Source organism: Microbacterium sp. Cr-K20, assembly GCF_000708325.1.
GTDB lineage: Bacteria > Actinomycetota > Actinomycetes > Actinomycetales > Microbacteriaceae > Microbacterium.
On record NZ_JARE01000082.1, the window covers coordinates 43,888 to 58,637 of the forward strand.

General features: G+C 69.0%; 13 protein-coding genes. 9 read left to right on the forward strand and 4 right to left on the reverse strand.

Going from position 1 to position 14,750, the window contains the following annotated elements:
• Window positions 1-33: 33 nt before the first annotated feature.
• Window positions 34-363: a DHCW motif cupin fold protein gene (locus GZ67_RS0118805; protein ID WP_029264230.1), complete on the reverse strand. Its 330-nt coding sequence runs from the start codon at window positions 361-363 to the stop codon at window positions 34-36.
• A gap of 121 nt (window positions 364-484) precedes the next feature.
• Here GZ67_RS0118805 and GZ67_RS0118810 point away from each other — a divergent pair, with 121 nt between their 5' ends.
• From GZ67_RS0118810 to GZ67_RS0118850, 9 genes are all read left to right on the forward strand, one after another.
• Window positions 485-1,510 (forward strand): Lrp/AsnC family transcriptional regulator, encoded by a 1,026-nt coding sequence (locus tag GZ67_RS0118810; protein ID WP_029264229.1) that lies wholly within the window; start codon window positions 485-487, stop codon window positions 1,508-1,510.
• Window positions 1,511-1,625: 115 nt separating this feature from the next.
• A complete protein-coding gene (locus GZ67_RS0118815; RefSeq protein WP_029264228.1) occupies window positions 1,626-3,116 on the forward strand; it encodes an aldehyde dehydrogenase family protein in 1,491 nt (496 codons plus the stop codon).
• On the forward strand, window positions 3,113-3,871 hold the full coding sequence (locus GZ67_RS0118820; RefSeq protein ID WP_036304401.1) for a gamma-glutamyl-gamma-aminobutyrate hydrolase family protein: 759 nt from the start codon (window positions 3,113-3,115) through the stop codon (window positions 3,869-3,871). Before GZ67_RS0118815 ends, GZ67_RS0118820 begins: the two co-directional genes overlap by 4 nt.
• A complete protein-coding gene (locus GZ67_RS0118825; RefSeq protein ID WP_017829890.1) occupies window positions 3,868-4,338 on the forward strand; it encodes a DUF3830 family protein in 471 nt (156 codons plus the stop codon). The genes GZ67_RS0118820 and GZ67_RS0118825 overlap by 4 nt, the downstream gene beginning before the upstream one ends.
• 41 nt (window positions 4,339-4,379) lie before the next feature.
• Window positions 4,380-5,459, forward strand: coding sequence for a polyamine ABC transporter substrate-binding protein (locus GZ67_RS0118830; RefSeq protein ID WP_029264226.1), 1,080 nt, complete (start codon window positions 4,380-4,382; stop codon window positions 5,457-5,459).
• Window positions 5,456-6,283, forward strand: coding sequence for an ABC transporter permease (locus GZ67_RS0118835; protein ID WP_029264225.1), 828 nt, complete (start codon window positions 5,456-5,458; stop codon window positions 6,281-6,283). Before GZ67_RS0118830 ends, GZ67_RS0118835 begins: the two co-directional genes overlap by 4 nt.
• Window positions 6,284-6,285: 2 nt before the next feature.
• Window positions 6,286-7,086, forward strand: a complete 801-nt coding sequence (locus GZ67_RS0118840; protein ID WP_029264224.1) for an ABC transporter permease — start codon at window positions 6,286-6,288, stop codon at window positions 7,084-7,086.
• On the forward strand, window positions 7,086-8,129 hold the full coding sequence (locus GZ67_RS0118845; protein ID WP_029264223.1) for an ABC transporter ATP-binding protein: 1,044 nt from the start codon (window positions 7,086-7,088) through the stop codon (window positions 8,127-8,129). Before GZ67_RS0118840 ends, GZ67_RS0118845 begins: the two co-directional genes overlap by 1 nt.
• A gap of 96 nt (window positions 8,130-8,225) precedes the next feature.
• The gene (locus GZ67_RS0118850) at window positions 8,226-9,989 is read left to right on the forward strand and encodes an alkaline phosphatase family protein (protein WP_029264222.1); all 1,764 of its coding nucleotides are present in this window, start codon (window positions 8,226-8,228) and stop codon (window positions 9,987-9,989) included.
• Window positions 9,990-10,065: 76 nt separating this feature from the next.
• On the opposite strand, the gene GZ67_RS0118855 is transcribed toward GZ67_RS0118850, so the two are convergent.
• The 3 genes from GZ67_RS0118855 to GZ67_RS0118865 all read right to left on the reverse strand — a co-directional run bounded on the left by GZ67_RS0118855 (window position 10,066) and on the right by GZ67_RS0118865 (window position 14,701).
• Window positions 10,066-12,024, reverse strand: coding sequence for an MSCRAMM family protein (locus tag GZ67_RS0118855; protein WP_029264221.1), 1,959 nt, complete (start codon window positions 12,022-12,024; stop codon window positions 10,066-10,068).
• A gap of 81 nt (window positions 12,025-12,105) precedes the next feature.
• Complete coding sequence (locus GZ67_RS0118860; RefSeq protein WP_029264220.1) at window positions 12,106-13,161, reverse strand: LLM class flavin-dependent oxidoreductase; 1,056 nt, start codon at window positions 13,159-13,161, stop codon at window positions 12,106-12,108.
• Between the two features lie 28 nt (window positions 13,162-13,189).
• Complete coding sequence (locus GZ67_RS0118865; RefSeq protein WP_029264219.1) at window positions 13,190-14,701, reverse strand: DUF7059 domain-containing protein; 1,512 nt, start codon at window positions 14,699-14,701, stop codon at window positions 13,190-13,192.
• Window positions 14,702-14,750 lie beyond the last annotated feature (49 nt).

The window sequence follows — 14,750 nt, forward strand, 5'->3', positions numbered from 1 at the left end:
GCCTGACAGTCGGGATGGCGAGGACGCCGGACGTCAGTCGACGACGAACAGACGCGCGCCGGTCTCGGTGCTCGAGCGATGGGCTTCCATGTCCGTGCCGACCTGATAGCTCTGCCCGGCGTGCAGAGTGAAGGTCCGACCGTCTTCGAGCTCCGTCTCGAGGGTGCCCTCGACGACGAACAGCACGTGGCCGCGCGAGCACCAGTGGTCGGCGACGTAGCCCGGCGAGTATTCGACCATGCGGATGCGGGTGTCTCCGATCTGCTGTGATCGCCACACCGCCTGCCCCGTGATTCCCGGGTGGACGGTGCGTTCGATCTCTGCCCAGGTGGTGGTGCTGAAAGCGTGTCCGGGAAGGTTCATCGGTTCAGTATGGGTCATCGGCGACGCTCCACTCTGCCGCGCCGAGGAGACCACCGACGCCTCAGCGCGACCCCGGACTGGGATAACCTTCCACCGAGTCCGTCCCGCTGAAGGAGAGCCCGTGCCCGCGAACGATGTGATGGCCGACGAGACCGATCGGATCGTCGCCGCGGCCCTGCAGGTGAACGGCCGTGCGTCGTGGGGAGAGATCGCCCGCGTGGTCGACCTGCCCGAGCGCACCGTCGCCCGTCGCGGTCAGCGGCTGCTCGATCGCGGACTGGTCCGCGTCTCCACCTACGTCGACCCCGCCCGCGTGCTGCACGCCCGCGCGGTGCTGTTCCGCATCACGACCGAGCCGCACGCGCTGTGGCATGTGGCGCGCACCCTCGCCCGCCGCGCCGATGCCTCATCGGTCTCGGTGCTCGAGGGCAGCAGCGACATCGCCGGCATGCTGCTCCCCCACGACGACGCCTCCATCCGCGAGCTGCTGTTCACCGACTTCCCGGAGCTCGAGGGCATCGACTCGATCAATGTCACCACTGTCCTGAAGTTCTTCCGCTCGGGGCACGACTGGCGTGCGGGCGTACTGACCGACGAACAGGCCCGCATGCTCGACGAGTCGTCGGGGTCGGAGGTCGACCCCGCCGACTCCCTGAGCGACGACGAAGAGGCTCTGATCCGACTCCTCCTGAAGGACGGGCGGATGCCGGTGGCCCAGCTCTCCCGCGCCCTGGGCCTCAACGTCACGACCACGCGCCGGCGCATGGAGTCCCTGAGCCGCCGCGGACTGATGCACCCGCGCACCGAGGTCGTGCCGAGCCTGTTCGGTCTGGGACTCGAGGCTCTCGTATGGCTGCGCGTGCCGATGGCCCGCCTCGAGAAGGTGGGCGCGGCCCTAGCCGCCGCTCCCGAAGTGAAGTTCATCGCGGCCACCACCGGCACCTCGCAGCTGCTCGCCAATGTGCTCGTGAAAGATGCCGACGAGTTCTACCGCTTCCTCACGGGCCCGGCGGTCGCGGGGCACGAGGGTCTCGAGGTCGTGGAGTCGCTCGTGGTGATCACCCCGGTGCTGCGCGGCTCGCTGATCGTCGACGAGGCCCCGGAGGCGCTGGCGAATGACATGCCGACCGGCGCCATCCGCCTGTAGGCCGATTCTGTTACTGGCATGTAACGAAATGGCGAGATAGTTCTTAACGGCTTGACCTAGTGGCGAAATAGGGCGAGTATCCTCTCCAGGGCCAACACCCCTGGAGAGGACGATCGTGTTCACGGCTACGGGAGACGACTGGGCGGATCGCGCGGCGACGCTGCCCCTGCACACGCGCATGTTCATCGACGGCGCGTGGGAGGCGGGCTCGGCCGAGCCTCTGACTCCCGTGAGCCCGCGAGACGGTCGTGCGCTCCCGCCGATCACGGCCGCCTCTGCCGCCGACGTCGACCGGGCCGTCCGCTCGGCCCGCGCCGCCTTCGACTCCGGCGTCTGGTCGCGCATCGCGCCCCGTGAGCGCGGCCAGCTGCTCATCGCCTTCGCGCAGAAGATCCACGACAACGCCGAGGAGCTCGCCCTCACGATCTCGCTCGAGATGGGCAAGCCCATCCGCGAGGCCCTGCAGACCGAGCTGCGCGCGGTCGTGAACTGCTTCCGCTGGTACGGCGAGGCCGCCGACAAGGTGCTCGACGAGATGCCGGTCACCGCGCCGAACAGCCTCGCCCTCGTGACCCGCGAGCCGGCCGGAGTGGTCGCCGCCGTCGTGCCGTGGAACTTCCCGCTGACGATGACCGCGTGGAAGCTCGCCCCCGCCCTCGCGGTCGGCAACAGCGTCGTGCTCAAGCCCGCCGAGCACACCACCTACTCCGCGCTGCGCCTCGCCGAGCTCGCGGTCGAGGCCGGCATCCCCGCCGGCGTCCTCAACGTCACGCCCGGCACCGGGCAGGTCGCCGGCCGCGCGCTCGGCGAACACTCCGACGTCGACGTGGTCACCTTCACCGGCTCGCCCGAGGTCGGCCGGAAGTTCCTCGGCTACTCGGCCGCCTCCAACGGCAAACGCGTCTGGCCCGAGCTCGGTGGCAAGACCGCGAGCCTGGTGCTGCCGGATGCCGACCTGGAACGGGCCGTGCGCGCCACCGCCGACGGCTGCTTCTACAACCAGGGGCAGATGTGCACGGCATCCTCCCGCCTGCTGGTGCCGCGGGCTCAGCGCGACCGCGCGCTGGAGATCGCGGCCGAGGTCGCGCGCACGAGCCTCCCCGCCGACCCGTTCGACGTCGCCACCTCGATGGGCGCGATCGTCAGCGAGCGGCAACTCGCGGGGATCGCCGGATTCGTCGAGCGCGCCCAGGCCGAGGGCGGCGAACTCGCCGCCGGCAGTGCCGAGCGGTTCCGGGCCGTCGATGGCGGCAGCTACTTCGCCCCGGTCGTGCTCGGCGTCACCCCCGAACACGAGGTCGCCCAGCGCGAGGTCTTCGGTCCTGTGCTCTCCGTCATCGCGTACGACGACGTGGAGGATGCGCTCGAGATCGCCAACGGCACCGAGTTCGGTCTGGCCGCCGCCCTCTGGAGCACCGACCTCAATGCCGTGCACACCCTGTCGCGGCGCCTGCGCGCCGGAGTCGTCTGGGTCAACTGCTTCGAGGAGGGCGACATGACGATCCCCTTCGGCGGCGTCAAGGGCTCGGGTTTCGGCCGCGACAAGAGTCTGCACGCCCTGGAGAAGTTCACCGACCTGAAGACCACCTGGATCGAGCTCTCGTGACCCGCCCGTTCATCGGCATCACCACCTGGCGCCGTTTCATCGACACCGACCTCGGCAGCGGTCGCCCGGCCCACAGCCTGGGCACGGAGTACGCGGCGCCCATCGAGGCCGCGGGCGGCGCCGTGGTGCTGCTGCCGCCGACCGCCGGTGTCGACGAGGTGCTCGACCGTCTGGACGGGCTCGTCCTCTCCGGCGGAGAAGACGTGCACCCCTCGCGCTACGGCGCCGCGCCGCAGGAGGGCAAGAACTACGACCCCTCGCGCGACGGCTACGAACTCGCGCTCGCCCGCGGAGCCCGTGAACGCGGTCTGCCGGTGCTGGCGATCTGCCGCGGCCTCCAGGTCAGCAACATCGCCTTCGGAGGATCGCTGATCGTCGACATCCCGACGACCGCCGACCACCAGCCCGTGCGCGGCGCCGACCAGCAGCTGGCGGCCCGGCATCCGATCACGCTCGCCGAAGGCAGCCGTCTCGCGGCGCTCTACGGCACGCGGAATCGCGTCGTGAACACCATCCACCACCAGTCGATCGACGTCCCCGCCCCCGGCCTCCACCCGGTCGCCTGGGCACCAGACGGCATCGTCGAAGCCGTCGAGGCCGACGACGACTGGCCCTTCTGGGCGGTGCAGTGGCACCCCGAGAAGATGATCGCCCCCGATGAGGCCGCAGAGGAGATGCCGCTGTTCGCGGCGTTCGTCTCGGCCGCCCGTGAACGCGCAGCGGAACACCCCGCTGCAGAGAAAGGAACACGATGACCAAGCAGGTCTTCCTCGAGTACGAGAACGGCGTCCGCGCCGTCGCCACCCTGTTCGAGGACCTCGCCCCTCGCACCTGCGAAGCCATGTGGGGTGCGCTGGAGAAGCCGGTCACCATGCAGGCCATGCACGCGATGTATGCCGGACCCGAGGTCATGGTCGGCCTTCCCGAAGAGGCCCAGAACTTCGACCCCGAGAAGGTGCCGTTCGAGAACCAGCAGGTCGTGCCCGCACCGGGTGACCTGCAGTGGTACTGGCAGCGTCCGATGCAGATGGGCGGCCTGCCGTTCGAGTGGTACGAGATCGGAGTCTTCTACGATCGTGGTGCCCGTACTCTCGGCCCGCTCGGATGGACACCCGTCAACATCTGGGGCGGCATCACCGAAGGACTCGCGGAATTCGCCAAGGAGAGCGCCGCGATCCGCATCGACGGAGCGAAGCAGCTCACCATCGGACGCCTGGTCTAAGGCGTTCACTCAGTGCTGGACCCATCCCGAAGGAGCAGTGCATGAACACCCGAAGAATCCTCACCACCGGGGCGCTCGTCGCCACCGGCGCCCTCGTCCTCGCCGGCTGTGCATCCGGTGACGACACCGCATCCTCCGGCGACAAGGAGTTCGCCGGCGAGACCATCGTCGTCACCTCGTTCGGCGGCGACTGGGAGAAGGCCTTCATCGAGGCCGTCGTCGATCCCTTCGAGGAGGAGACCGGTGCCAAGGTCGAGCTGATCACGCTGTACAGCGCCGACGCCCTCGCACAGGTCACCGCCCAGAAGGCGAGCCCCCAGATCGATGTCGTGCACTTCTCGGGCGGCCAGGAGTTCACGGCTGCTCAGGACGGGCTCATCGCCCCGATCGCGGCCGACGACCTGTCCGAGTCCGGTGACCTGATCGACCTCGCGACCGCAGGCCTCGAGCGGGGCGAAGGCCCCGTCATCCAGCTGGCACCGATCGGACTCGTCTACAACACCGAGGCGGATGCTCCGGCGCCCACCTCGTGGCTCGACCTGTTCGACGACGCGTACGCCGGCCACGTCGCCCTCACGGACTTCTCGAACACGTACGGCGTGCTCTCGATGCTCCGCGTCGCCGATGCTCTCGGCGGCGGAATCGACGACCCCTCGAAGGCCATCGCCGACCTCGGGGCACTCGCCTCGGCCGGCGACGCGATTGTGGTCCCGACGTCGCCCGACCTGCAGACCGCCTTCGCCCAGCGCGACACGTGGATCGCTCCGTACGCGATGGACTACGCCGGCACCCTGCAGGACGCGGGTCTTCCGGTCGAGTTCATCGTCCCCGAGGAGGGCGCCACCGCCTCCCTCATCACGGCGAACGTCGTCGAGGGCCGGGACAACCCCGACCTCGCGAAGCTCTTCATCGACTTCGAGCTGCGCCCCGAAGCGCAGGCCGTCTTCGCGGAGAACATGCGGTACTCGCCGGTCAACACCAAGGCGGAGCTCTCGGACGACGCGGCGGATGCGGTCCTCACCGGTGACGAGCTCGACACGGTCGTGGTCTACGCGCCCGGCGACATCGCCGCCGACCGTCAGTCCTGGACCGACGAGTGGAATGCGCTGATCACCAAATGAGCGTCCGAACCCGTAGGGAGCCCTGGCTCCTGCTCCTGCCGGCGATCGCACTGCTCGCGCTCGCCTTCGTCACGCCGGTGGCCGGCATGCTCCTCATGAGCGTGCAATCGTCGGCAGGCGGGTTCACCCTCGACAACTTCACCCGGTTGTTCACGAGTGAATATCACCTCCAGGCGGCGCTGCGTTCGCTCCGCCTGGGGGTGATCCAGACGGTGATCACGCTCGTGATCGCCATCCCCCTCTCCTACGTGATGGCCCGAGCCGGCTCGAAGGTGCGCTCCTTCCTCCTGATCGTCGTGATCCTCCCGCTCATGACGAGCGTCGTGGTCCGCACGTTCGGATGGGTCGTCCTGATGGGACCCTCCGGGCTGATGATGCAGATCCCCGGCGCGGAATTCCTCGTCGGCGGCACCCAGGGCTTCCTCGGCACCGAGACCGGCGTCGTGATCGCGATGGTGCAGGTGCTCCTCCCCTTCGCGGTGCTCAGCATCCTCGGTGTCATCTCGGGCATCACCCCGCAGCTCGAAGAGGCATCCCGCACCCTCGGCGCCGGATTCTGGCGCACGCTGCGACACGTCGTCCTCCCCCTCGCGGTACCCGGCATCGTCGCCGGTGCCTCGCTCGTGTTCGTCCTGTCGGTGAGCTCGTTCATCACCCCCCGCTTCATCGGCGGAGCCCAGATCCCCGTATTCGCGCAGACCATCTACGTCGACGCGACCACCAACCTCGACTGGTCGTTCGCGGCCGCGCAGGCCGTGCTGCTGTTCGCCGGGGTCATGCTCGTGCTCGCAGCGACGTCCCGGCTCGGGAAGCAGAAGGTGTGACCATGGTCCGTTCCGTTCCGATCCTCGGCAGGATCCTCGCGATCGTCCTCGGCGTCGTCGTGACGCTGTACATGCTCGTGCCGCTCATGGTCGTCGCCGGTGCCTCGGTCGGCGAGAACCGCTTCCTGACGTTCCCCGGGCAGGGCTTCACACTCGACTGGTACGTCGAGGCGCTCACCTCCGACACCTACCTCGAGCCGTTCCGCCTGAGTCTGCTCGTCGGCATCACCGTCGCGATCCTCGCTGCAGCGATCGGCACCGCAGCCGCCCTCGCTCTCACCCGCTTCAAGGTTCCCGGCGGTGCGGCGATCCAGGCGCTGTTGATGTCGCCACTGACGATCCCCACGATCATCCTCGCCATCGGCGCCCTGTCCATCGCGTCGCTCACGATCGGGTCACCCAACGTGGGCGTGCTGATCGCGATCCACATCGTCATCGCGATCCCCTACGTGATGCGCACCGTGACCGGCGTGATGACCCGCGCCGACCACTTCACCGAGGAGGCGGCGCGCACTCTCGGTGCCAGCACCTGGAATCGCTACCGGCTCGTCGTGCTCCCGATCGCCCGCCCCGGCATCGCGGCCGGCGCCTTCTTCGCCTTCAACATCTCGTTCGACGATGCGGTCATCGCCCTCTTCCTGCGCACCCCGCAGCTCGAGACGCTCCCCATCGCCATCTACGGCCAGCTGGAGTTCAGCACGTCGCCCACTGTGGCGGCCGTCTCGACTCTCATGGTCCTGCTCACCGTCGTCCTCATGATCGTGCTCGAACGCATCATCGGCCTGGGAAGGTTGTTCGTCTGATGACAACACTCACCATCACCTCACTCACCAAGGACTTCAAGGGGACGAAGGTGCTCAAGGGCATCGACCTCTCGATGCAGTCCGGCGAATTCGTCTCCCTCCTCGGTCCCTCGGGCTGCGGCAAGACGACACTCCTGCGCTGCATCGCGGGTCTCGAGTCGCCCAGCGGCGGCACGATCGAGATCGCGGGTCAGGATGTGACGAAGCTGCCGCCCGAGAAGCGGCACCTGGGCATGATGTTCCAGAGCTACGCGCTCTTCCCGCACATGAGCGTCGTCGAGAACGTGCGCTTCGGTCTGCGGATGTCGGGTGAGAAGTCGAAGGCCGAGCAGAAGGAGCTGGCCGTGCGGGCTCTGGAGCGCGTGCAGATGGGACACCTCGCCGATCGGATGCCGGCGCAGCTCTCGGGCGGTCAGCAGCAGCGTGTCGCACTCGCCCGGGCCATCGCCTTCGAGCCCCGCGTGCTCCTGCTCGACGAGCCGCTGTCGAACCTCGACGCCCGGCTGCGTGAGGACATGCAGGTCGAGCTGAAGGAGCTGCACCGCACCCTCGGTCTCACCACCGTGTTCGTGACGCACGACCAGGAGGAGGCGATGAGCCTCTCCGACCGGATCGTCCTCATGAACGGCGGTGTGATCGAGCAGGAGGGTGCACCGGCCGAGCTCTACGGCGCACCGCGCACCCCGTTCGCCGCCGACTTCATCGGGGCGGCGAACCTCCTTCCGGCGACCCGCTCGGGCGCCGTCGCGACGCTCGATGGGACCGGGATCCGGATGCCGTTGACCGGTGCGGGCCCGGACGGCGGCGGAGAGGTGGTGCTCCGTCAGGAGGACCTGCACCTGTCCCCCACCGTCGGCGCGGACGCCCCGGTGAGCGTCGACGTCATCGCCCACGTCTATCGCGGGGCCGACATCGTCTACATCGTCGAACTCGCCGGCAAGCGGATGAGGGTCGTGCGCCCCCGGCACGAGGATCCGATCCCCGAAGGCACCGCCGGTCTCGGCTGGCGCGACGGCGCCGTGCTCTGGATCGCCGCCGCCTGAAGGCCCGGCCCCTCGATCACCGACCCGACGCCTCTTCACCAGGAGTAGTTCCACGGCATCCCCGGCGATGAGACGCCACGGCCATAGGATCACGGCATGGCCGACGATGACGTGCAGTCCTCCCCCGCACCCGACACCTCCCGCCGAGGCTTCTTCAAGATCGGCGGGGCGGCCCTCGCGGGCGCGGTCGTCGGTGGCGCGGGCGGCGCTGCCATCGGAGCATCCGTCGCGGCTGGTGCGCGCGACGGCTTCGCCGACGATCCGGACCCGTACGCCGCGCTGACCCCGCGCAGTGAGCCGGGGTTCGACCACGTCGTGGTCGTGATGGGCGAGAACCGTTCGTTCGACAATCTCCTCGGGTATCTCTACTCGAAGGAGAACCTGCCGGCGGGTGAGAAGTTCGAGGGCCTGGCGTTCGGCACGCACAGCAACAAGGCATCCGACGGCACGGTGGTCGAGGCGCACGTCTACGAGGGCGAGACCGATCGCATCATGAGCCACCCCGATCCCGATCCGGGTGAGGAGTATCCGCACGTCAACACCCAGATCTTCGGAACGGTGGACCCGAAGTCGAATGCCGAGCTCTTCGTCGACCAGATGGAGGCGCCCTACAACGCCCCGACGAACGGCGAGAAGGCCTCGATGTCGGGGTTCCTCCAGGACTACATCATCAACTTCCGTCGGCTGCGCAAGGGCAAGGAGCCGAGCGTCGACGAGGCGAAACACATCATGGGCTCCTTCTCTCCCGCGATGCTGCCGGTGCTGTCGACGCTCGCCGCCGAGTTCGCGGTGTTCGACCACTGGTACGCCGGCGTCCCGTCGCAGACGTTCTGCAATCGCTCCTTCTTCCACGCCTCGACGTCGCACGGCTTCGTGACGAACCAGGCCGGCGGCGGCTACGACAAGTGGATCGATGCACCCGCAGCGCCGACGGTGTTCAACCGGCTCGAGGAGAAGAAGCTCGACTGGAAGATCTACATCGACAAGCTCCAGCTCGTCTCCTTCACCGGCATGCTGCACGCCCCGGTTCTGGAGAAGTACTGGCGCACGGATCACTTCGGCACGATGGAGGACTTCTACGCCGATGCGAAGGACGGCAAGCTCCCCGCGTACGCCTTCATCGAGCCGCGGATGGTCTACGACCACAACGACTTCCACCCGCCGTTCGGCTCACCCCGGGAGGGCTTCGTCGAGGGCGAAGAAGTCTTCGACAGCGCGATCTCCGACGTGCGCGCCGGTGATCTGCTGATCCACGAGATCTACGAGGCGGTGCGCACGAGCGCCTCGCCGACGGGATCGAACGCGGTCAACACCCTGCTGCTGATCACTTTCGACGAGCACGGCGGATGCTACGACCACGTGCCGCCGCCCGCCGCGACGAAGCCGACGAAAGACACCGGAGCGGGCGAGATGGGGTTCACCTTCGATCGACTCGGATGCCGCGTCCCGGCCATCGCGGTGTCGGCGTACACGAAGCGCGGCACCATCGTCCACGACGAGATGCACCACGGCTCGGTCACGGCGACGCTCTCGCGTCTGCACGGTCTGAAGCCGCTCAACGACCGCGACGCCTCGGCCAACACACTGTTCAACGTCGTGAATCTGGATCAGCCCCGGCATCCGGCCGACTGGCCGACGACGAAGCCCTCGTACACACCGCCGAATCCGGAGGAAGCGGTGCCGCAACCTGATGTGAAGGAGCACCTCAAGCCGCTGACGCCCCCGGCACGCGGGCTGCTCGGGCTGCTTCTGGCCCGGTACGGCAAACCCGGCGAGAAGGAGCCGGAGACCTTCGCCGACGCGTACAAGCTGCTCCACGAGCACGGCGAGGAGCTCTTCGGCCCGCCGAAGAGCAGCTGACCACGGTCGCAGTCTTCGCCCTCGGTCGCACGATTCCCGGGGGACTGTGCGACGCGGGTGCGACTCTCCGCCCGGGCTACTTCCGTGCGGAGCGCCGGCGGCCGAGGATCAGGAGTGTCGCGCCGAGCACGAGAACGGCCGCACCGCCGGCCGCCCAGGCGAGCGTCTCGGGCCCGAGTCCTGTCGCGGGAAGCGGGTCGGTCCCGTTGCCCCCACTGGTCGGCGGAGTGCTCGGGTCCGGCGGGTCGGTCGGGTCCGGCGGCACGACGACGGCATCGGCGGCGAGCGTGAAGTCCTGCTCGGCGATCACGTCGCCGGCCGCGGTGATCACGACCGTGCGCGTCGCCGAGCCGACGACGCTCGTGCCCGTCGGGGGCACAACCGTGAGGGTGTAGGCGCCGGGCGGCAGGGCGCCGAGCCCGAACGTGCCGTCCGCGTCGGACGTGAGCTGCTGCGGCGCGCCCGGTCCGGTGAGTGTCACCACCACGCCCGCGACGGGGGCACCGTCGTCGTCGCGCACGGTGCCGTCGATCGCGCCGAGGCGCGCCAGCTCGAAGTCCACGTTCTCCACGTCGACCGCGGCCACCTGCTCGTTCCGCGTGGCCGGAGACGTCGCGACGAATCCCGCGGGCGTCGTCATCGTGATCGTGTAGTCACCGGCAGCGAGTCGGGGGAACGAGTACGCCCCCGACGCATCCGTCACCCGTGTGAGGGTCGCCCCGCCGGGAGCGATCGCGGTCACGGTGACGCCGGCCACGCCCGTGCCGTTGGCGCGCACCGCGCCGCGCAGGTCGGCGTTCTCGGCGACCACGAAGTCCACGTCCGTGATCGGCACCTCGCTGCCCGCTGGAACGGTGACCGGCGGCGGCTGAGTGGCCACGGTGTAGCCGGTCGGGGTCGTGATCGTCACGGGATGCGTCCCGACCGAGACCTGGTCGAACAGATAGTTCCCGTCGGTGTCCGTCGTGGTGGTCTGTCCGTCGATCGTCACGGTCACCCCGGGGATGGGGGCGCCGGTGGTGTCGGTCACGGTTCCGGATACCGCGACGGGCACGATGTCTCGCAGCCCGAAGTCGGCGACGGCGTCCCCGCCGCTGAGGTTCACGGCGACCGTGGTCGGCCCGGTCGAGATCTTGCCAGCGGGCGGGGTCACGCGCACGGTGTAACCGTCAGCGGCGACGAACCCGGGGAACGAGTACGTGCCGTCTGCCGCGGTCGTCGTGGTCCCCACGACTGTGCCGTTCGCGTCCGTCAGTGTGAGCGGAATGCCCGATGACGGCGCCCCCGTGTCGGTGATGGTGCCCGTGATGTCCTGGGCGATCGACGCGAACCAGGTCTGGTACACGGGAAGACCCGAGCGACGGGTGAATATCAGGCTGAGGGAGCTGATCGGGGTGCTCGGCTCGAACCAAGCCGCCGAGCCGCTGGTGTCCGCGGCCGCCGCGTTGCCGGTGAGGGTGAGAGTCGTCGCATCCCAACTCGGCACATCATCGGCCGCACCGGTGCACGACGGCTTGCCGACGATTCCTTCCGCGCAGTAGTTGAACCGGTCCCGCAGACCGATCTCCGTCGCATCCAGCACGTGTCCGTCGGGCGCGACGGCGTGGATCCGCAGCGAGTCCGCATCGATGTCGCCCACCGCGAAGGCCCACCCCGAAGTCGGGGTCGGCGTGGCGAAGGAGTACGTCGTCGTCGACGGGCTCGTGGCGTTGTCGGCCCGGGGGCGCAGGTTCAGGTAGGGCTGGTCCCTGCTCGAGCCGTACTTCGCCCCGATCGCGGTGCCCTCCGAGAGCCAGGTCGAGGCCCCGCTGATGACGCCGATCTGTGCGCCACCCCGTGAATCACTGGTGACGGTCGCGCTGATCGCCGGCTGCGCGGCCACCTCAACCGACGTCGTGAATGCCCCGCCGACGCCGACGAGCGGCTGCCAGGTCGCCCAGGAGGCGACGGTCGCGGCCGAGGCCGGGAGGACGCCGACGAGCACCGCGATGAGGACGATGGTTCCGGCGATGGTCGCTCTGCGAGAGGCACGCATGCGGTCAGCGTACTGATATACCGGTGCGGTCCGAAAGTGAATTCCTCGATACGGGGTGCCGGCCAGCGGGCGCGCGCCGCGTCAGATCGCGTCGCCCTGGACGGGTCCTTCCGTGTTGGGCTTCCAGCCGAGCGCCGGTGCGACGTGTGTCGCGAACGCCTCGAGCACGTGCAGGTTGTACTCCGGGCCGAGCTGGTTCGGGATCGTCAGCAGAAGGGTGTCGGCGGCCATCACGGCCTCGTCCTGCTTCAGCTGCGCGATGAGCACGTCCGGTTCGGCGGCGTAGGTCTTGCCGAACGTCGAGCGGAAGCCGTCGATCACACCGATCTGGTCGGCGTTCTCCTCGCTGCGCAAGCCGAAGTACGCCCGGTCCATGTCGGAGACGAGCGGGAAGACGCTGCGGCTCACCGAGACCCGCGGGCGGCCGGTGTGCCCCGCCTCCTTGTATGCGGAGCGGAACAGTTCGATCTGCTCGCGCTGCAGCTCGTGGAACGGCTGACCCGTCGCCTCGGTCACGAGGGTGGAGCTCATCATGTTGAGACCCTTGCGTCCGGTCTCCTCGGCCGTGGCGCGCGAACCCGAGCCCCACCAGATGTGATCGCGCAGGGTCGGCGACTGCGGCTCGATCGCGAGGTACCGACCGGCACCCACCATCCGCGGGTCACCGGGAGCGAGGCCCTCGCCGTCGATCGCCCGCAGGAACAGGTCGAACTTCTCCCGCGCGAGCACGCTGCCGCGCTCCGGGTCTTCCTCGTCGACGTAGCCGAACGTCTCATAGCCGCGCAGCGCCGTCTCGGGTGAACCACGGCTCACGCCGAGCGCGATCCTGCCGTCGGCGATGAAGTCGAGGGCGGCCGCCTCTTCGGCGAACTGGAACGGGTTCTCATAGCGCATGTCGATCACGCCGGTGCCGACTTCGATGCGCTTCGTGCGTGCGGCCATCGCCGACAGCAGCGGCATCGGAGAAGCGGCCTGACGCGCCCAGTGGTGCACGCGCACCGAGGCGCCGTTCACACCGATCTCGTCGGCTCCCTCGGCGATCTCGATCGTCTGCTTCAACATGTCGCCCGCGGTACGGGTCGCCGAGCCGGGCACGTCGGCGTAGTGACCGAAAGAGAGGAATCCGAAAGCCTTCATGATCTATTCCAACGCATGAATCTGAGGACTATTCCCCCGGCAGCAGGATGCCGTCGAGGATGAGGGAGCGGATGCGGGGCTCGAGGTCGGCCCACAGGTCGGCGAGCGGCACCTCGAAGAGGTCCGCCAGCGCGGCCGCGATCTGCACCACGGTGAGCTCGCCGTCACAGGCGCCGACGAAACCGGCGAGAGCCGGGTCGACAGAGATCGTGCGACCGAAGCCGCCGCCCTGACGCAGCTCGATCACGCTCGGGTCGTCGTCACCCGGCATCAGATGCCGCGCCTCGGTGACGTCGGCAGCGACCACCAGGGTGGCCGGCAGCCCTTCGGCGAGCACATCCTGCGCCGCGAGGCCCGTCGCCAGGGCGGCCCCGACGTTCGCGATGTGCTGGGCGATGCGCTCGGTGCGCCGCAGTGGTTCGCCCGAGGTGCCCCGACGCATCAGCACGTAGCCGAAGCCGATCGAGGTCACTCCACGGGCGGCGAAGTCGTCGAGCCATGCGGTCAGCAGCGGCGTGAAACCGGGGTCGCGCGGCGTGGTCCCCCCATCGCGGATCCACAGTTCCGCGTAGCCCAGAGGCGAGAGTTCCTCCCGCTCGATCACCCAGAGGTCGAGTTCGGCCGGCACCCAGGCTTCGAGACGTGCGAGCCCGGTGATCGCGGCCTTCGACTCCCAGTTGCCGAGCAGCTGCGCGATGCCGTTCCGGGTCAGGTGGGCAGGGGCGCTGCGGATGAACTGCTCCACCAGCGCATCCCCCACGAGTCCGCCGTCACGGTATTCGTATGCGGGCACTCCCTCGACGCGCGGGGTGATCACGAACGGAGGATTCGAGACGATCAGGTCGAACGCCTCCCCCGCCACCGGCTCGAACATGCTGCCGTGGCGGAACTCGATGTTCGTCACCCCGTTGAGGTGGGCGTTGATTTCGGCGAACGCGAGGGCACGGGTCGAGATGTCGGTCGCGACGACCGTGCCGGCACGTCGTGCGACGAGGAGCGCCTGGATGCCGCATCCGGTGCCCAGGTCGAGCGCGCGCTCCACTTCGATCGGGACGATGGTCTCGGCGAGCGTGCGCGATGCCCCGCCGACACCGAGCACGTGGTCGGCGGGCAACGGGGCGTCGAGGGCGACCTCATCGAGATCGCTCGCGATCCACCATTCCCCCACCCCGTCGGCGTCGACGAACGACTGCGGTCGCAGCAGGGCCGTCGGCGTCACCGTGTCGGGGTCCGCCTCGGCGAGACCGAGTGCCACGAGTCCGTCCACTCCGAGCCGCGGCAGCGCGTCGATGACATGGGCGCGCGGCTGTGGCATTCCGAGCACGAGCAGACGCCCGAGCGTGGCGAGCGTTCCGGAGTCACCGTCGATGGCCCGCAGGATCGGCTCCCGCATCCCGCGGGCGAGTGCGTCGTCCGCCTCCTCACCCCACAGGCGCCGCAGCGGCTCGGAGCGGAGGTCCGCAGCGTCGAGATCCGCGGCGAGCGCGGCCGTGCGGAGAGGGTCGGGGACCGGTGCGGGGGTGTCGGACACGGCCGTCACTCTACGCGTCTTCAGGGTTCTCTTTCGCAGAGCCTCCTAGAATCACTAG

Coding starts and splice junctions, on each gene's coding strand:
- GZ67_RS0118805 (WP_029264230.1), bottom strand. CDS start 363: ATGAACCTTCCCGGACACGCTTTCAGCACCACCACCTGGGCAGAGATC.
- GZ67_RS0118825 (WP_017829890.1), top strand. CDS start 3,868: ATGACCAAGCAGGTCTTCCTCGAGTACGAGAACGGCGTCCGCGCCGTC.
- GZ67_RS0118830 (WP_029264226.1), top strand. CDS start 4,380: ATGAACACCCGAAGAATCCTCACCACCGGGGCGCTCGTCGCCACCGGC.
- GZ67_RS0118835 (WP_029264225.1), top strand. CDS start 5,456: ATGAGCGTCCGAACCCGTAGGGAGCCCTGGCTCCTGCTCCTGCCGGCG.
- GZ67_RS0118840 (WP_029264224.1), top strand. CDS start 6,286: ATGGTCCGTTCCGTTCCGATCCTCGGCAGGATCCTCGCGATCGTCCTC.
- GZ67_RS0118845 (WP_029264223.1), top strand. CDS start 7,086: ATGACAACACTCACCATCACCTCACTCACCAAGGACTTCAAGGGGACG.
- GZ67_RS0118850 (WP_029264222.1), top strand. CDS start 8,226: ATGGCCGACGATGACGTGCAGTCCTCCCCCGCACCCGACACCTCCCGC.
- GZ67_RS0118855 (WP_029264221.1), bottom strand. CDS start 12,024: ATGCGTGCCTCTCGCAGAGCGACCATCGCCGGAACCATCGTCCTCATC.
- GZ67_RS0118860 (WP_029264220.1), bottom strand. CDS start 13,161: ATGAAGGCTTTCGGATTCCTCTCTTTCGGTCACTACGCCGACGTGCCC.